Origin of the sequence: Pseudomonas sp. P9_2 (assembly GCF_034008255.1) — a bacterium.
Lineage (GTDB): Bacteria > Pseudomonadota > Gammaproteobacteria > Pseudomonadales > Pseudomonadaceae > Aquipseudomonas > Aquipseudomonas synxantha_A.
In genome coordinates, this window is the sequence record NZ_CP125376.1 from 4462552 (window position 1) to 4480550 (window position 17999).

A 17999-nucleotide genomic window follows, 5' to 3' on the forward strand; every position below is an offset into this window, starting at 1 on the left:
GCGGCGGCGACAAAGGATTTTGCCTGAGGCGGCCTTTCGCCCATAATCGTTCTTTTTTGCCGCACCCCAAATCCCGCAGGAGCCCCATGGAGCAATTTCGCAATATCGGCATTATCGGTCGCCTGGGCAGTACCCAGGTGTTGGACACCGTCCGCCGGCTGAAGAAGTTTCTGCTCGAGCGCCACCTGCATGTGATCCTCGAAGACACCATCGCCGAAATCCTCCCGGGCCACGGCCTGCAGACCTCGTCGCGCAAGATGCTCGGCGAGGTCTGCGACATGGTCATCGTGGTCGGCGGCGATGGCAGCCTGCTCGGTGCCGCCCGGGCGCTGGCGCGGCATAACGTGCCGGTGCTGGGGATCAACCGCGGCAGCCTGGGGTTTCTGACCGACATCCGCCCCGATGAGCTGGAAGTCGAAGTGGCCAAGGTGCTCGACGGCCATTACCTGGTGGAAAACCGCTTCCTGCTGCAAGCCGAAGTGCGCCGCCATGGCGAGGCGATCGGCCAGGGCGACGCCCTCAACGATGTGGTGCTGCACCCGGGCAAATCCACGCGGATGATCGAGTTCGAGCTGTATATCGACGGCCAGTTCGTGTGCAGCCAGAAGGCCGACGGCCTGATTGTCGCCACGCCTACCGGCTCCACCGCGTATGCGCTATCGGCCGGTGGCCCGATCATGCACCCCAAGCTTGATGCCATTGTGATCGTGCCGATGTACCCCCATATGTTGTCCAGTCGACCGATTGTGGTCGATGGCAACAGTGAGCTGAAAATCGTGGTGTCCAAAGACATGCAGATCTACCCGCAAGTCTCCTGCGACGGGCAGAACCATTTCACCTGCGCCCCCGGTGACACCATCACCGTGAGCAAGAAGGCACAGAAGTTGCGCTTGATCCACCCGCTGGATCACAACTACTACGAAGTGTGCCGTACCAAGTTGGGCTGGGGCAGCCGCTTGGGGGGTGGGGGCGACTGATGCTCGATCCCGCGCGTAGCTACGACCTGATTGGTGACGTGCACGGTTGCGCTCATACCCTTGAGCACTTGCTCGACCAATTGGGTTACCACAAGCAGGGCGGCACCTGGCGCCATCCGTCGCGCATGGCGGTGTTCCTGGGCGATATCATCGACCGTGGCCCACGCATCCGCGAGGCGCTGCATATCGTCCACGATATGACCGTGGCCGGGCAGGCGCTGTGCATCATGGGCAACCATGAGTTCAATGCGCTGGGCTGGACCACCCCGGCACCACCCGGCAGCGGCAGGCAGTTCGTGCGCGAGCACAACCCACGTCATGCGCGGTTGATCCAAGAGACCCTGACCCAGTTCGAGCACCACCCGGCCGACTGGCACGACTTCCTCGGCTGGTTCTACGACATGCCGCTGTTTGTCGACGCCGGGCGTTTTCGCGTGGTGCACGCGTGCTGGGATGAAGGCTTCATCCAGCCATTGCGCGCCACCTTCCCGGATGGCTGCATCGACCAGCACTTCCTGCAAGCCGCAGCCGTACCGGGCAGTTTTGCCTGCAACGCCTTCGACCGCTTGCTGCGCGGCACTGATATGCGTCTGCCCGATGGCCTGACTCTGACCGGTGGCGATGGCTTGACGCGGTCGTTCTTCCGTACCAAGTTCTGGGAAGATGACCCCAAGACCTACGGTGACATCGTGTTCCAGCCCGACGCTTTGCCAGAGCCGGTGGCGCGCACGCCGTTGTCGTCCACCGAAAAGAACTCCCTGCTGCGCTACGGCGTCGACGAGCCGTTGTTGTTCGTCGGCCATTACTGGCGCAGCGGCAAACCGGCGCCGATCCGCCCGAACCTGGCCTGCCTGGACTACAGCGCGGTGTTGTACGGCAAGCTGGTGGCGTATCGACTCGACCAGGAAACCCAACTGGATCCACGTAAATTTGTATGGGTTGACGTTGAGCGACCCGAGGCCATTCCATGAGTACCGTAGCTGTATTGCGCCTGCCCCTGAGTGTTGATCTGGGTGGGTTCGTCAAGTTGCTGCAACGTATGCAGGTGCCTCATCGCGTCAGTGAAGAGGCGGGTGAGCAGGTGTTGTGGGTGCCTGAAACCATCAGCGATGACGTGCGCGTGTTGTATCAACGCTTTCCTGCCGGCGACCCGGACCAGCAGCTGGATATTCCCGAACAGGCACCGGTTGCTCGGCCAGGCTTTGTCCAGCAAGTACGCCATAGCCCGGTCACCGCGCTGGTGTTGCTGGCCAGCCTCATCGTCGGTGCCGTGACGTTGCTCGGCGAAAACCTGCAAGCCATGGCCTGGCTGACGTTCCTGCCGTTCCGGGTGCTGGGCGAGTACATCCAGTTCACGCCGCTGGCCGACACGCTCGCTTCAGGGCAGTGGTGGCGATTGGTCACGCCGATGCTGATCCACTTCGGCATCCTGCACCTGGCCATGAACGGCATGTGGTACTGGGAGCTGGGCCGGCGCATCGAAGCGCGCCAGGGCAGTATCAACCTGCTGGGGTTGACCCTGTTGTTCAGCCTGGTCTCCAACTACGCGCAATACGCTTATGGCGGCCCTGGCCTGTTCGGTGGCTTGTCCGGTGTGTTGTATGGCCTGCTCGGGCATTGCTGGATCTTTCAACTATTGTCACCCAACCCAGCCTATCGCCTGCCCCGTGGGGTGCTGGTGATGATGCTGGTGTGGCTGCTGCTCTGCCTGTCGGGGCTGGTCTCGATGATCGGCTTCGGCCAAATCGCCAACGCGGCCCATGTCGGCGGCCTGGTTATCGGTTGCCTCACCGGTTTGCTCGGCGGGCTGTACAACCGTCGCAAATCGTCTATTTGATAAGGAAGAGCCGAATGTCCTCTTTTGCTGAAATGATCGAAAACATCACCCCCGATATCTACGAAAGCCTCAAGCTCGCCGTGGAAATCGGCAAATGGTCCGATGGCCGCAAGCTCACCGCCGAGCAGCGCGAATTGTCCCTGCAAGCGATGATCGCCTGGGAGATCCAGAACCTGCCCGAAGAGCAGCGTACCGGCTACATGGGCCCGCAGGAGTGCGCGTCCAAGTCGGAGCCGGTGGCGAACATCCTGTTCAAGTCGGATGCGATCCATTGATTGAAATTGGTCGCGGTGCAGTCAGCAAAATGTCGGCGCAACTTGGTGAGCCGACTGTTCAATATGCGTTTCGCCTGGGCGATGTCGAGGTGCCGGTCAATCCGATGATCGGCACCCATGTGCGCCTGGAGTACCTGGGCGCCATTCATTGCAGCCATTGCGGGCGCAAGACCAAGACCAGCTTCAGCCAGGGCTATTGCTACCCCTGCATGACCAAGCTGGCCCAGTGTGACCTGTGCATCATGAGCCCCGAGCGTTGCCATTACGACGCAGGTACCTGCCGTGATCCAGGCTGGGGCGAAAAATTCTGCATGACCGACCACGTGGTGTACCTGGCCAATTCGTCGGGGGTCAAGGTCGGCATCACGCGTGCCACCCAGCTGCCCACCCGCTGGCTGGATCAGGGGGCCAGCCAGGCATTGCCGATCATGCGCGTGTCGACTCGCCAGCAGTCCGGCTTCGTCGAAGACCTGTTCCGTAGCCAGGTGGCCGACAAGACCAACTGGCGCGCCTTGCTCAAGGGTGACGCACAATCGGTGGACCTCAAGCAGGTGCGCGATGAGCTGTTCGCCTCCTGCGCCGAAGGCTTGCTGGGTTTGCAGGAACGCTTTGGCCTGCAAGCCATCCAAACCATTGCCGACATTGAGCCGATTGAAATCCGCTACCCGGTCGAGCAGTATCCGACCAAGATCGTCAGCTTCAACCTGGACAAGAATCCGATCGCCGAAGGCACGCTGCTGGGCATCAAGGGCCAATACCTGATCTTCGACACCGGCGTTATCAACATTCGTAAATACACGGCCTACCAGCTCGCCGTGCATCAGTAGAAGGATCCCAAGCATGCGCACTGAACAACCGAAGATGATTTACCTTAAGGACTATCAGGCGCCGGACTACCTGATCGACGAGACGCACCTGACCTTCGAGTTGTTCGAGGACCACAGCCTGGTCCACGCGCAGCTGGTGATGCGCCGCAACCCCGAGCGCGGCGCCGGTTTGCCGCCATTGGTACTCGACGGCCAGCAACTTGAGCTGCTGAGCGTCAACCTGGCCGACCAGCCGCTGACGGACGCTGACTACCAGTTGACCGACAGCCACCTGACCGTGCAGCCAAAGAGTGAGACCTTCACCCTCGACACCACGGTCAAGATCCATCCGGAAACCAACACTGCCCTGGAAGGTTTGTACAAATCCAGCGGTATGTTCTGCACCCAGTGCGAGGCCGAGGGCTTTCGCAAGATCACTTACTACCTCGACCGCCCGGATGTAATGAGCGTGTTCACCACCACGGTGATCGCCGAGCAGCACAGCTACCCGGTGCTGTTGTCCAACGGCAATCCGATTGCCAGTGGCCCTGGCGAAGACGGCCGGCACTGGGCGACCTGGGAAGATCCGTTCAAGAAGCCGGCGTACCTGTTTGCGCTGGTGGCCGGTGACCTGTGGTGCGTCGAAGACAGCTTCACCACCATGACCCATCGCGAAGTCGCGTTGCGCATCTACGTCGAGCCGGAAAACATCGACAAGTGCCAGCACGCCATGACCAGCCTGAAGAAATCCATGCGCTGGGACGAAGAAACCTACGGCCGCGAGTACGACCTGGATATCTTCATGATCGTGGCGGTCAACGATTTCAACATGGGCGCCATGGAGAACAAGGGCCTCAATATCTTCAACTCCAGCGCCGTGCTGGCCCGCGCCGAAACCGCTACCGACGCCGCCCACCAGCGCGTCGAAGCCATCGTCGCCCACGAATACTTCCACAACTGGTCGGGCAACCGCGTGACCTGCCGCGACTGGTTCCAGTTGTCGCTCAAGGAAGGCTTCACCGTGTTCCGTGATTCGGGCTTCTCCGCCGACATGAACTCGGCCACGGTCAAGCGCATTCAGGATGTGGCCTATCTGCGTACGCACCAGTTCGCCGAAGACGCTGGCCCTATGGCCCACGCAGTGCGCCCGGACAGCTTTATCGAGATATCCAACTTCTACACCCTGACCGTTTACGAAAAGGGCTCGGAAGTAGTCGGCATGATCCACACCTTGCTCGGCGCCGAAGGCTTCCGCAAAGGCAGTGACCTGTACTTCGAACGCCATGACGGTCAGGCCGTGACCTGCGACGACTTTATCAAGGCCATGGAAGACGCCAATGGCGCCGACCTCAGCCAGTTCAAGCGCTGGTACAGCCAGGCGGGTACGCCACGCTTGGCGGTGAGCGAGTCCTACGACGCGGCGGCCAGGACCTACAGCCTGACCTTCCGCCAGAGCTGCCCGCCGACGCCGGACAAGGTCGAAAAACTGCCGTTCGTGATCCCGGTGGAATTGGGCCTGCTGGACGGGCAGGGCGCCGCAATCAACTTGCGCCTGGCCGGTGAGGCTACAGCTGCAGGCACCTCACGCGTGATCTCGGTGACTGAAGCCGAGCAGACGTTCACCTTCGTCGATGTCGCTGAAAAGCCCTTGCCTTCGCTGTTGCGTGGGTTCTCGGCGCCGGTGAAATTGAGCTTCCCGTATAACCGCGATCAGTTGATGTTCCTGATGCAGCACGACAGCGACGGCTTCAACCGCTGGGATGCCGGCCAGCAGCTGTCGGTGCAGGTGTTGCAGGAACTGATCGGCCAGCATCAGGCAGGCCAGCCGCTGAAGCTGGACCAGCGCCTGATCGATGCACTGCGCACGGTATTGAGCGACGAAAGTCTCGACCAGGCCATGGTCGCGGAAATGCTCTCGCTGCCAAGTGAAGCCTACCTGACGGAAATCAGCGAAGTGGCGGATGTGGATGCGATCCACGCGGCCCGTGAATATGCCCGCAAGCAACTGGCCGAGAACCTGTTCGAAGGCTTGTGGCTGCGCTACCAGGCCAATCGTGAGCTGTCCAAGCAAACGCCGTACGTGGCAGAGGCCGAGCACTTTGCCCGCCGTGCCCTGCAGAACATCGCGTTGTCGTACCTGATGCTCAGCGGCAAGCCGCAAGTATTGGCGGCGACCCTGGATCAGTTCGACACCAGCGATAACATGACCGAACGTCTGACGGCCCTCGCGGTGCTGGTGAACTCGCCGTTCGAAGCGGAAAAAGCCCAGGCGCTGGCGGTGTTTGCCGAGAACTTCAAGGACAACCCGTTGGTCATGGACCAGTGGTTCAGTGTTCAGGCCGGCAGCACGTTGCCGGGCGGGCTGGCGCGGGTCAAGGCGTTGATGGAACACCCGGCGTTCACCATCAAGAACCCGAACAAGGTGCGCGCCTTGATCGGCGCATTCGCAGGCCAGAATCTGGTCAACTTCCATGCGACGGATGGCTCGGGTTATCGCTTCCTGGCGGATCTGGTGATCGAGCTCAACACCTTGAACCCGCAGATTGCCTCGCGCCAACTGGCGCCGCTGACGCGCTGGCGCAAGTATGACAGCGCACGCCAGGCGCTGATGAAGGCGGAGCTGGAGCGCATTCTCGCGTGTGGCGAGCTGTCCAGCGATGTGTATGAGGTGGTCAGCAAGAGCCTGGCGTAACGTTTTCTAGCTGATGTTCCGGGGGAAAATGTGGGAGGGGCGGTGCGACGATTCGACTTGCTCGCGATGTGGTGGTGCAGTCACAGATGTATTGATTGACACTCCCTCATCGGGGCATAGGTATCTACACAACTGCAGTTTGCAGCCCCTACTGTAACCACGATGCGAAGCGAGCCGCTCTTGATCTGCTTTTGATCTTAAGCGCCCCGTTAAACCACGCTGGCCGGAATTCGACAGGGATTTGGGGGGTAAACCGGCAGGGATGCCGGTTTAGCCGCCCCGCGCCATGGATGGCGCGTGGCGGCGGCCCCCCAAATCACTGTCGGATTACGGGCACACCGAGCCTAGGCGAGGTGCCGAGTGGTGGGGCAAGAGCCTTTTGCTTACTTTTGGGCTCTTTTCAAAAGTGAGCCGCCGTAAGGGCGGAACCAATAGCAGCCGTTACCCAGATAACGGATATGTACTCGATCTGATCCAACATCCCGGTCGGCTCTTAGGCCGCCATCGGGGGCAAGCCCCCTCCCACATTAGTTCGCGGAGCATCCGGCATGACGTTCGACTCGCCCCTCATTGCCTACCAGCACGCCATCGCCCAACTAGGCTTCGTCCCTGACGACGCCCAGCGTCGGGCGGTGCAGGCTTTGCAAGCCTGTCACGAGGGGTTGCATCAAGGCCGTTCGCCAGTTGCCGGGGTCTATCTGTGGGGGCCGGTGGGGCGTGGCAAGACCTGGCTGATGGATCAATTTCATCAAAGCCTGCGTGTGCCCGCGCGGCGTCAGCATTTTCATCACTTCATGGGGTGGGTGCATCAGCGCTTGTTCCAGCTCACCGGAACCCAGGATCCTTTGCGGGCGTTGGCTCAGGAGCTGAGCCAGGAAGTGCGCGTACTGTGCTTCGATGAACTGTTTGTCAATGATATCGGCGACGCGATCATCCTCGGGCGGCTGTTCCAGGTGATGTTCGAGCAAGGTGTGGTAATGGTGTGCACCTCCAACCAGCCGCCTGATCAGTTGTATGCCGATGGCTTCAATCGCGAGCGTTTTCTGCCGGCGATCGACGCGCTCCGGCAGCATATGCAAGTGGTGGCGGTGGACGGTGGCGAAGATCATCGCCTGCATCCGGGGGTGGGGCAGCAACGCTATTGGGTGGATCAACCGAATGCACTGGCTGCGGTGTTCAAGCAATTGAGCCAAGGCCAGGCCGTGAGCAGCGGGGCGGTGAGCGTGGGGTACCGCTCCATTATGGCGGTGCAGGCCAGTGACACGGTGCTCTGGTGTCGTTACGCCGATCTGTGCGAGCAACCCCTGGCCGCGATGGACTTCATGCTGCTGTGCGACCGCTTCCAGGCCATCCTGCTGGGCGAGGTTGCGAACCTCAGCGCCCAACAGCGCCCGGGGCGGATTGCCCGTGGCACCGAGGACGGCGCCGAGCGGGTGATGGCCGGGGACCGTCAATTGCCGCAGCTGTCGGTTCATGATGACAGCGTGCGGCGCTTTATCGCCTTGGTGGACGAATGCTACGACCGCAAGGTGCCACTCTTTATCGAGGCCCGGGTGCCCTTGGAGTGCCTGTACACCGAAGGCTACCTGGAGTTTCCATTTCGTCGCACCCTGAGCCGCTTGCAAGAGATGCAACTGCAGCGCTTTGCTGTCTAGGAAAAATCCCCACTCCAGGGCCTTTTGCACGATTTGATGCAAGCAACCTTCGCAATTTCCGTCAGATATTTGTAGTTAATCTCCTTCATCTACTGCCGACTCCACGCTTACAATCGAGGCTCTCAAAGGGAAACGAATCCCTGGTTGTCGTTATCGAGGAAGGAAATGGACACCCCAGACATTCTGGTGCTGCAAGCCAGCTATACCAACGAGGTGCACGCCAACGCCATCGGCTTGCTGCTCAACCACTATGCGCAAGACCCGATGGGCGGCGGCCACGCCTTGTCAGCCGATCTGTTGCAGCAACTGCCGGCTGAACTGGCCAAGCGTCCTCATGCGTTCAGCGTGCTGGCGTTTGTCGGTGGCGAACCGGCGGGGTTGGTCAATTGTTTTGAGGGCTTCTCGACATTTGCTTGCCGCCCGCTGGTCAACGTTCACGATGTGATGGTGATGGAACAGTTTCGTGGCTTGGGCTTGAGCCAGAAAATGCTGCAGAAGGTCGAGGAAATCGCCCGCCAGAGGGGCTGCTGCAAGATTACTCTGGAAGTGCTTGAGGGCAATGAGCTGGCGCAATCGGCGTACCGCAAGTTCGGGTTCGATGATTCGGTATTTGATCCAAAGTATGGTCGTATGTTGTTTTGGAGCAAGTCTCTGTCATAAACGACTGGCGAAAAAAAGGCGCCATTAGATGGCGCCCAATAAACCTTTGCCAACGGAGCGGGATGGCGCAGGGTATTACGGATTAACCAAGCATTAAATCAACTGTTCGGTTGTTCCTGGCTGACGGTATCGACCTTCAACGTCTTTCCGTCGGCAGAGGCCATTCGTTGCTCTGCTGTGCCGTGAGTTTGCTGTTGAATGAAGCTGAAGTTGTTGTAGAACTCCTTCGAACGCTCTGAACCGCCCTCTGCGAAGGCAGCGGCGGAGGTCAGGGTCATCAGGCTGGCAAGCATCAACGTCGAGATTTTCATCGCGGTATTCCCATTAAGAGTGATAGGTGTCTGGCCGGTCCTTGATCAGAATCATGGAGCGACTATGGCGCTATCTTATTAAGTGGGAATTAACTGACAGGCACTGCGAAGTTAACGATTTTGTTAACTTCGCAGGAGGCGACTACAGCTTCCAGTCCAATGCAAGCGTGATAGATCGCGGGTCACCCCAATACACACCATTATAAAAGCCGACACGTTCGTAATATTTTTTATCAAATAGATTGTTAACGTTAACCGAGGCGGAAACCTGTTCGTCGAACTGGTAGCGTGACATCAGGTTGACCACGGTGTAACCCTGTTGCGTGATCTTCGCCCGCGTGGTTATCGGCCGACCTTCGCTATTGCGTGCGCCTGTGGGCCGGTTACCGAAATCGTAGATTTCGCTTTGCCAGTTCACCGCGCCACCGACGGTGAGGTTGCGCCATGCGCCCGGCAGGCGATAGGCGCTGGAGACCTTCAACAGGTTCAAGGGCTGGCCGGTATTGGTACGTTTGTCTGAACCGTTAAGCGAGTGGGTGTAGGTGTAGCCGGCGGTCAGGTTCCAGTCCGGCCGGATTTCGCCTGCGGCTTCCAATTCGAAGCCGTTGACCTTGTTACCCTTGCCGCCAGACTTGTAGTACTCCTCGCCAGTGACGGGGTTGGGAGGGACCGAGTCATCGCGCTCTGCAACATTGTCCTGGGTGCTCCAGAAATAGGCGGCTGCCAGGTTCAGGCGTTCATTGAGCAGGCTGCCCTTGAGCCCCACCTCATAGTTGCTGCCCACCACCGGTTCCAGGTACTTCTTGTTGATATCACGCCTGTCTTGCGGCTTGAAGATGTCGGTATAGCTTGCGTAAACGGTGTACTGCGGGGTGATGTCATAGAGCAGCCCGGCGTAGGGTGTCCACATGTCGTTGTGGGTCTGGCGTGTTTTGCCGGCAGCCGTCAGTTGATCATTGTCGTTGTATTCAGGCGTGGCGCTTTCCAGCTCCCAACTGCCGTAGCGGCTACCCAGCACAGCGTGCAAGCGGTCTGTAAGGCTCAGTCGAGTGGCGAGGTAACCGGCTTTCTGCTGTTTTTTGCTGTGTTCGCCCTTGAGGTCGGTGACGGTGTCGGCGAACTTGCCGATATCGCCCATGTGCTTCCAATCCTCGATGGGGTAGTAGCTGGCAGGCAGGTCGTTACGCATAAAGGGCGACACGTCCCGCTGGGCGGCCTCGCCATAGCCCATCATCAAAGCGTGTTCGCGGCCCAGCAGGGTGTAGCTGCCGGCCAGGTTGACGTCGATGGCTTCCATTCGCGACGTACCGCGCATATGACTGGCCCAGGCCGTCATGCCGCTGCGGTCTGCATTGGGAAAACCGCTGCCGCCGTAGTAGACCTTGCCGTCGGTGTCACTCTGGCGATGGGTATAGGCAGCCTTCAAATGCCAGTCGCCGCCGAGCCGATGGTCGAGGGTGGCGAAGGTGGTCTTGTCAGTCAGCGGCCAGGAGCTCCAGTGCGCCGCCATATTGGTGGAGCGAGGCAACCTGGCCTTGCCGCCCTGGCTGTTCCAGTAGGGCACAGTGCCCCAGGAGGTGCCTTGTACCTGTTTGTCCTGGTAATCAAAACCTACAGCCAGCACCGTATCGTCTGAAAGGTCACCTTCGAGAATGCCGTAGCCAACTGCCCGCTGCAGCCCATAGTTATCGCGAAAGGATTTGCTGTCACGGTAGGCCAGGACGCTACGCCCGCGCAACTTACCGTCGAACGCCAAAGGCCCGCCTACGTCGATGTAGCTGTAGTAGTTGTCATGGCTGGCGCCACTCACACCGGTCTGTGCCTGCCATTGGGCAGTAGGACGCTTGCGCACCATGTTGACGGTGGCCGAAGGATCGCCCGCGCCAGTGGTCAGGCCCGTGGCGCCGCGTACCACTTCGATACGGTCGTAGATGATGGTGTCGGCGTCGGACTTCATGTAGCCGAATGTGTTGAGCATCCCATCAACCTGGAAGTTGTTGATGCCGTAACCGCGGGAGGAGTAGTAGACACGGTCCGAATCGTTATGTTGAACGTTGATGCCGGTAGTCTGGCGCAGCACTTCGGTCAAGGTGTTGAGGTTGAAGTCATCCATCTGCTGGCGTGTGATCACCGAGATCGATTGCGGGGTTTCCTTGATGGAAAGGTTCAGGCGGGTGGCGGTATTCATCGAACCGGTGGTGTAGGCACCGGTGTGCTCGGTGGTGGACCCAAGGCCGTCGGCGCTGATGGTGGTCGCGCCCAGCTCCAGGGCTTTGCTGGAGGCTTGTCCGGGGTCGATTTCAGCCAGCAGATCCGGGCTCAGCGTAAGACTGAACAGCCCGAAGGTGAAGGTCATGGAACGGGTAAAAGGCGCGAACATTGCGGCAGACTCCTTGTCGTCTTCTAACCCTCCCGGGGTGGGAGGGCATGGTTCAAAGACGAAAGGAGGTGTGGAACTTTAGGCTTAAACGAGAATGATTGTTATCTTTGTGTTGCCGGGCCCCTGATTACTTCGCCACCACTTCGGCGCCATCGGCCTTCTTCGGCTTGATCAGGCTGAAGTCGATCAGGGCCTTCTGCTTGGTTTCGTAAGGGTTGCCGATCAACAAGGGCCGAGGCTTGAAGCTGTCACTGACCAGGCTCTTGCTGTGGTCCAGTTCGTCAAAACTCAAGCCTGCCATGTCGGCCCAGGTGTGGATCAACTGCGAACTGCTGTAAGGCCGCTGCAGGTCGCCGGCGAAACTCCAGTCGTGGCTTTCGCGCCACTTCGGTGAGGCGTAGGCCATGAACGGGATGGTGTACATCGGTGCAGTCGGCTTGCCTTCGTTGCGGCCCAGGGTGCCGTGGCCGGCGGAGTCGAACACATCTTCGCCGTGGTCCGAGAGGTACAGCAAAAAGCCGTTGGGGTCGGTCTTGGCGTAGTCCTTGATCAGGCTGGAGACCACGAAGTCGTTGTACAGCACCGCGTTGTCGTAGCTGTTGTAAGTCGGCAACTGCGCGTCGCTCACGCCGGCCGGCACGCCCTGGCGGTCGGTGAACTTGTCGAACGTCGGCGGGTAACGGTACTGGTAGCTCATGTGAGTACCCAGCAGGTGCACCACGATGAACTTGCGCTCGGCGGTATCGGCCAGGGCCTTGGAAAACGGCGCCAGCACATCGCCGTCGTACTGGCGGGCGTTCTGGTTGCGGTTGTTGTTCAGGTACACCTGCTCGTCGGCCTGTTCGGAAAAGGTCGTGAGCATGGTGTTGCGCTTGGTCATGGTCTGCTGGTTGGTGATCCAGAAGGTCTTGTAGCCGGCCTGCTTCATCACGCTGACAATCGACGGCGTCTTGAGGTACAGGTCCGGGTTTTCTTCGTCGGCAAAGGTCAGCACCTGTTGCAGCGCTTCAATGGTATAGGGGCGCGGGGTGATGACGTTATCGAACACGGCCAACTGGTCGCGCAGCTTGTCCAGTTCCGGCGTGGTGTTGCGCGGATAACCGTACAGGCTCATGCGCTGGCGGTTGGTGGACTCGCCGATTACCAGTACCAGTGTGGACGGTTGGCCGGCCATGCTGTCCTTGAGGTTTTTCAGCGGCGGGATCTGGCTGGCGCTGTTGAGCATGCCCTGCATATTGTCCAGCTGTTCGGTGTAGCGACGGTAGGCGACGATCATCTGCCAAGGCACGGCAGGCTCGATACGGGTTTCGAAACGATCAATGGCCAATTCCATGGTTTCGCTGGTGGCGATTTGCTTGACCAGCGGGTAGCCCACAACCGCCAGGACAATGGCGATGGCCGCCACGATCGACTGGCCGCGAGGCAGGTACACCGGGCGCAGGCGGGTCCAGAGGAAGATGGCGAAGGCGGTGTGGGCTATGAACGCCAGCACGATCCACCAGGCAAAATATTGGGTCGCGTATTCGCCCGCTTCGGAGATGTTCGACTCGAACATGATGAAGATGACGCTCTGGGAGAACTCCTGCTGGTAAATGAAGAAGTAACCTAGGCTGGCCATGGAACAGGCCCACAACACCACACCGATCAAGGCGGCAAGCACGCGTGTCCTGCGCGGGAACAGCAGCATCGGCGCCAGCCACAGTGCACTCATGAAGAATGCCTGGCGGAAACCACTGAAGCCGGACGTGCCGGTCAGTTGGATAAGAAGCTGGGTAATACCCGAGAAATACCAGAAAAACAGGAATAGCCAACCAAGGCCGGCCCAATCAAAGCCTTTCGCAGTCGTCGTGCTGCGTTTGAACATCGCCATCCAGCGCCCCATCAGTCAATGATCGTCGCGCAGAGTCGCGCGACATCGGGCCGCTCAGAACGTGAGCGGCATCGCGGGCGGGAGTATCAGGATAAGTGTGTGAAAACTTTGTGAGTTTTCCGTAGGTATTGCCTTACAAACTGACCAGGTGCGTTCAGCAGAGCGCCGGCTTGGCCTGGGATGGCAGTTCGAGCTGGGCTTGAAGGTGTGAACGCAGACGCAGGACTTCCTGTTGCAACTGATCGCGCTCGTCCTTCAACTGGCGCAATTCATCGCGGCGGATGCTGACGTAGAGGGTCTGTGGCGGGCGGGTCATCTGTGCTGTGCTCATTGCTTACCTCGCAAATAGCCGGTAGATCGCGCTGCTCAAACAGGGTTTGGGCAACAGTCGGAAGCAAGTTTGAATTCTTTTTTGCAGCAAGGGAACTTTTTTATTTTTGGCGGTCGTGTGACTTTTCAGGCGGTGATGGTGAAACGATGGCAACTTTTTTGTCATGAAACTACACGGATCTGCTCTGGACTAACCCTCATTAGCCTCATTGCGCTATAAACTATGTCACACATTTTTTAGAAGTTAGGAGCATCAGCACATGCAACTGGGGATTATCGGACTAGGCCGCATGGGCGGTAACATTGCGCGGCGCCTGATGCTCAATGGGCATACCACCGTTGTATACGACCGTAACGAAGCCTTCGTCAAAGCCTTGAGCGAGGAGGGCGCCGCTGGCGTCGCCGACTTGAATGCCCTGGTGGCTGGCCTGCAAAAGCCCCGTGCGGTCTGGGTAATGTTGCCGGCGGGCGCGCCCACCGAAGACACTATCAATGCCTTGAGCGAGTTGCTCGAAGACGGCGATGTGATCATCGACGGCGGCAATACCAACTACAAGGATGACGTACGTCGCGGCAAGGCCCTGGCTGAAAAGGGCCTGCACTACGTTGACGTCGGCACTTCCGGCGGCGTCTGGGGCCTGGAGCGTGGCTATTGCATGATGATCGGCGGCGACGTCGAGACCGTGCAGCGTCTGGACCCGATCTTCAAGAGCCTGGCCCCTGGCCTAGGCAATATCCCGCGCACCAAGGACCGTTCGGCCGCAGCCGACCCACGCGCCGAGCACGGTTATATCCATGCAGGCCCGGCGGGTTCCGGTCATTTCGTCAAGATGATCCACAACGGCATTGAATACGGAATGATGCAGGCGTTCGCCGAAGGTTTTGACATCCTCAAGACCAAGAACTCGGAAAACCTGCCGGAGGATCAGCGCTTTGACCTCAACGTTGCCGATATCGCCGAAGTCTGGCGCCGTGGCAGCGTGGTGTCGTCGTGGCTGCTGGACTTGACCGCCGACGCCCTGGCCACCGACCCGAAACTCGATGGTTACTCCGGTTCCGTAGCGGACAGCGGCGAAGGCCGTTGGACCATCGAAGCGGCGATGGAACAAGCGGTGCCGGTACCGGTGCTGTCGACATCGCTGTTTGCGCGTTTCCGCTCCCGCCAGCAGAGCACCTACGGCGACAAAATGCTGTCTGCCATGCGCTTCGGCTTTGGCGGCCATGTGGAGACTTCCAAAAAATGACCGCCAACGGCAAGAAACCCAAGGCCGAACCCGCTCCACCTACCACGTTGTTTCTGTTTGGCGCCCATGGCGACCTGGTCAAGCGCCTGCTCATGCCGGCGCTGTACAACCTGAGCCGCGACGGGTTGCTGGGCGATGGCCTGCGTATTGTCGGCGTTGATCACAACGCCATCAGCGACGCAGACTTCGCCAAGAAGCTTGAGGATTTCATTCGCACCGAAGCCGCCAGCAAGGTCCGGGGCAATGCTGAACATGCCCTGGACCCTGCGCTGTGGGCGCAACTGGCCAAGGGCATCAGCTATGTCGAGGGCGACTTCCTTGACGACGGCACTTACGCGGATATTGCGCAGAAGATCGCCGACAGCGGCACCGGCAACGCCGTGTTCTACCTCGCCACTGCGCCGCGCTTCTTCAGTGAAGTGGTGCAGCGCCTGGGCAGTGCCGGTTTGTTGAATGAAACGGACGATGGCTTTCGGCGCGTGGTTATCGAGAAGCCGTTCGGCTCCGACCTGGCCACCGCCGAGGCGCTGAACGCATGCCTGCTCAAGGTGATGAGCGAGAAGCAGATCTACCGCATCGACCATTACCTGGGCAAGGAGACGGTGCAGAACATTCTGGTCAGCCGCTTCTCCAACGTGCTGTTCGAAGCATTCTGGAACAACCACTACATCGATCACGTGCAAATCACCGCGGCTGAAACCGTCGGCGTTGAAACCCGAGGTAACTTTTTCGAAAAAACCGGCACACTGCGTGACATGGTGCCCAACCATCTGTTCCAGCTGCTGGCGATGGTCGCCATGGAGCCGCCGGCAGCCTTCGGCGCCGATGCGGTGCGCGGTGAGAAAGCCAAGGTGGTCGGTGCAATTCGCCCCTGGTCGCTGGAAGATGCGCGGGCCAATTCCGTGCGCGGCCAGTACACCGCCGGCGAAATCGCTGGCAAGCCATTGCCCGGTTATCGCGAAGAAGCCAACGTCGCACCCGACAGCAGCACCGAGACCTTCGTTGCGCTCAAAGTGATGATTGATAACTGGCGTTGGGTCGGTGTGCCGTTTTACTTGCGAACCGGCAAGCGCATGAGCATCCGCGACACCGAGATCGTGATTTGCTTCAAGCAGGCGCCTTATGCGCAATTTCGCGATACCGAAGTCGATGAGCTCAAGCCCACTTACTTGAAAATCCAGATCCAGCCGAACGAAGGCATGTGGTTCGACCTGCTGGCCAAGAAGCCTGGGCCGACTCTGGAGATGGCCAATATCGAGTTGGGTTTTGACTACAAGGACTTCTTCGAGATGCAGCCCTCGACAGGTTACGAAACCCTGATCTACGACTGTTTGACCGGCGATCAGACGTTGTTCCAGCGTGCCGACAACATCGAGAACGGTTGGCGCGCCGTGCAGCCGTTCCTGGATGCCTGGAAGGAAGACGACGGTATCCAGGCCTACAAGGCTGGCGAAGATGGCCCGGTGGCAGCGGATGCGTTACTCGCTCGTGACGGCCGCACCTGGCACAGCCTCGGATGAGTGACGTAACGATTCATCCCATCCGCTTTGTCCTCAGTGATGTAGACGGGACGCTGTTGCACCCCGACCACAGCCTCAGTCAGCGCACCGCCGACGCTATTGCTGCGATGCGTGAAGCCGGGGTGCTGTTCAGCCTGGCCAGCGGGCGTCCGCCCAAGGCCATGCTGCATTTGATCGAGACGTTTGGCATCGATGTGCCGGTGGCCGGCTTCAACGGCGGCACGCTGGTCAACCCGGATGGCAGCATCCTGGTGGCTCACCATTTGCCGGCAGAAGCGGCACTGGTCACGCTGGCGCTGTTTTCTGCCGAGCCGGATGTAGAAGTGTGGGTGTTTGCCGACGGCGATTGGCTGCGCCGCGACCCGCCAGGGCCAATGGTGCAGCGCGAAGCTGATGGCCTGGGCTATGGCCCGGTGGTCGTGGAGAGCTTCGAGCCCTACCTGGACCGGGTCGACAAGATTGTCGCGGCCAGTAACAACACGCAGTTGCTGGTGGAGTTGGAAGCGCAGTTGCAGCCCAAGGTACAAGGTTTGGCTCAGGTATCGCGTTCACAGCCGGTGTACCTGGACGTGACCGCAATGCTGGCTAACAAAGGCGAAGCCTTGAAAACCCTGGCTGAGCACCTTGGCGTGCCGCTGAACCAGACCGCCGCCATCGGCGACGGCGGCAACGATCCGGCGATGTTTCACGTGGCTGGATTGTCGATTGCCATGGGCCAGGCCGAAGAAACCGTCAAGCGCCAGGCCAATGTGGTGACCAGCAGCAACGTCGAGGACGGGGCTGCCGAGGCGTTCGAACGGTTTATTCTCGCGGCACGCTAAGTACTTGAAGTGTTATCGCACAACTTCCAGCCGATGTTTGACGTTGGCTGGAAGTTGTCGCATTGAATTACTTCGGCATTGCCCAGGACTGTAACTGGTAGCCATCTTTGTCGAGCTCGGCGCGAGCCTGCAACAACAGGTCTTCAAGTTGAGCCGGGTCGGTATAGGCAGTCGACGACAGCTGTTTGCTGCCGATACGGGTGTTGGTACGGTCGATGACGCTCAGGCTGAGGGCGCCATTGCCATCGTGCCAGGCCACGCACTGAAAGGGTTGGAAGGCACGGTCTGCAATCAAAAGAGCTTCGTTGATGCGCAGCGGAGCGTTCATTTGGGTCTTCTCTCTGTATGCCCATTCAAGTGAGTACCGGCGGTTGGGCTGACCGTGCGGTGGGTTACTTGTACTGATGCACGATGGTGGGGTGCGGGTCACATGCTAGAGCAAGAAATTTTAACTTTCCCTGATTGACGTCATGTAAGAGGCTGTTTTGAAAGCTGATTGAAAGTTTCGGCCGTGGCAAACTTTTCCCCCCGATTAAACACACATGGCTTTTTGCCCGCACTTATAGCGAAATAGTACAAGGTGAGCGTCAAGATCTTGCTAGGGTTAGCGCCAAGCGCCCC

General features: G+C 59.4%; 16 protein-coding genes. 11 read left to right on the plus strand and 5 right to left on the minus strand.

Going from position 1 to position 17999, the window contains the following annotated elements:
- Window positions 1–86 precede the first annotated feature (86 nt).
- The 8 genes from QMK52_RS19920 (at window position 87) to QMK52_RS19955 (ending at window position 8902) form a co-directional block, all read left to right on the plus strand.
- On the plus strand, window positions 87–977 hold the full coding sequence (locus QMK52_RS19920; protein ID WP_003217892.1) for an NAD(+) kinase: 891 nt from the start codon (window positions 87–89) through the stop codon (window positions 975–977).
- A complete protein-coding gene (locus QMK52_RS19925; RefSeq protein ID WP_164365996.1) occupies window positions 974–1948 on the plus strand; it encodes a metallophosphoesterase in 975 nt (324 codons plus the stop codon). The genes QMK52_RS19920 and QMK52_RS19925 overlap by 4 nt, the downstream gene beginning before the upstream one ends.
- Window positions 1945–2814 carry a rhomboid family intramembrane serine protease gene (locus tag QMK52_RS19930; protein WP_122734680.1) on the plus strand — a complete coding sequence of 290 codons (870 nt, stop codon included), beginning with the start codon at window positions 1945–1947 and terminating at the stop codon, window positions 2812–2814. The genes QMK52_RS19925 and QMK52_RS19930 overlap by 4 nt, the downstream gene beginning before the upstream one ends.
- 14 nt (window positions 2815–2828) lie before the next feature.
- Entirely contained in the window at window positions 2829–3089 is a 261-nt protein-coding gene (locus QMK52_RS19935; RefSeq protein ID WP_005788688.1) for a YeaC family protein, read from the plus strand.
- Complete coding sequence (locus QMK52_RS19940; RefSeq protein ID WP_005788687.1) at window positions 3086–3916, plus strand: DUF2797 domain-containing protein; 831 nt, start codon at window positions 3086–3088, stop codon at window positions 3914–3916. Before QMK52_RS19935 ends, QMK52_RS19940 begins: the two co-directional genes overlap by 4 nt.
- A gap of 13 nt (window positions 3917–3929) precedes the next feature.
- The gene (gene pepN / locus QMK52_RS19945; RefSeq protein WP_320403288.1) at window positions 3930–6587 is read left to right on the plus strand and encodes an aminopeptidase N; all 2658 of its coding nucleotides are present in this window, start codon (window positions 3930–3932) and stop codon (window positions 6585–6587) included.
- Between the two features lie 548 nt (window positions 6588–7135).
- Window positions 7136–8242, plus strand: coding sequence for a cell division protein ZapE (gene zapE, locus QMK52_RS19950; protein WP_320403289.1), 1107 nt, complete (start codon window positions 7136–7138; stop codon window positions 8240–8242).
- Window positions 8243–8407: 165 nt separating this feature from the next.
- Window positions 8408–8902, plus strand: coding sequence for a GNAT family N-acetyltransferase (locus QMK52_RS19955; protein WP_005788681.1), 495 nt, complete (start codon window positions 8408–8410; stop codon window positions 8900–8902).
- Window positions 8903–9000: 98 nt separating this feature from the next.
- On the opposite strand, the gene QMK52_RS19960 is transcribed toward QMK52_RS19955, so the two are convergent.
- The 4 genes from QMK52_RS19960 to QMK52_RS19975 all read right to left on the minus strand — a co-directional run bounded on the left by QMK52_RS19960 (window position 9001) and on the right by QMK52_RS19975 (window position 13794).
- The gene (locus tag QMK52_RS19960) at window positions 9001–9213 is read right to left on the minus strand and encodes a hypothetical protein (RefSeq protein ID WP_005788680.1); all 213 of its coding nucleotides are present in this window, start codon (window positions 9211–9213) and stop codon (window positions 9001–9003) included.
- Window positions 9214–9355: 142 nt separating this feature from the next.
- Window positions 9356–11593, minus strand: a complete 2238-nt coding sequence (locus QMK52_RS19965; RefSeq protein ID WP_320403290.1) for a TonB-dependent siderophore receptor — start codon at window positions 11591–11593, stop codon at window positions 9356–9358.
- A 127-nt stretch (window positions 11594–11720) separates the two neighbouring features.
- A complete protein-coding gene (locus QMK52_RS19970; protein ID WP_005788676.1) occupies window positions 11721–13463 on the minus strand; it encodes a phosphoethanolamine transferase CptA in 1743 nt (580 codons plus the stop codon).
- A gap of 154 nt (window positions 13464–13617) precedes the next feature.
- Entirely contained in the window at window positions 13618–13794 is a 177-nt protein-coding gene (locus QMK52_RS19975) for a DUF6026 family protein (RefSeq protein WP_157243918.1), read from the minus strand.
- Between the two features lie 259 nt (window positions 13795–14053).
- Here QMK52_RS19975 and gnd point away from each other — a divergent pair, with 259 nt between their 5' ends.
- The 3 genes from gnd to QMK52_RS19990 are packed head-to-tail and all read left to right on the plus strand — an operon-like array spanning window position 14054 to window position 17378.
- Complete coding sequence (gene gnd, locus QMK52_RS19980) at window positions 14054–15037, plus strand: phosphogluconate dehydrogenase (NAD(+)-dependent, decarboxylating) (protein ID WP_005788672.1); 984 nt, start codon at window positions 14054–14056, stop codon at window positions 15035–15037.
- On the plus strand, window positions 15034–16557 hold the full coding sequence (gene zwf, locus QMK52_RS19985; RefSeq protein ID WP_005788671.1) for a glucose-6-phosphate dehydrogenase: 1524 nt from the start codon (window positions 15034–15036) through the stop codon (window positions 16555–16557). The genes gnd and zwf overlap by 4 nt, the downstream gene beginning before the upstream one ends.
- Window positions 16554–17378 (plus strand): HAD family hydrolase, encoded by an 825-nt coding sequence (locus QMK52_RS19990; RefSeq protein WP_194438434.1) that lies wholly within the window; start codon window positions 16554–16556, stop codon window positions 17376–17378. Before zwf ends, QMK52_RS19990 begins: the two co-directional genes overlap by 4 nt.
- 67 nt (window positions 17379–17445) lie before the next feature.
- On the opposite strand, the gene QMK52_RS19995 is transcribed toward QMK52_RS19990, so the two are convergent.
- Window positions 17446–17706, minus strand: a complete 261-nt coding sequence (locus QMK52_RS19995) for a hypothetical protein (RefSeq protein ID WP_005788668.1) — start codon at window positions 17704–17706, stop codon at window positions 17446–17448.
- Window positions 17707–17999 lie beyond the last annotated feature (293 nt).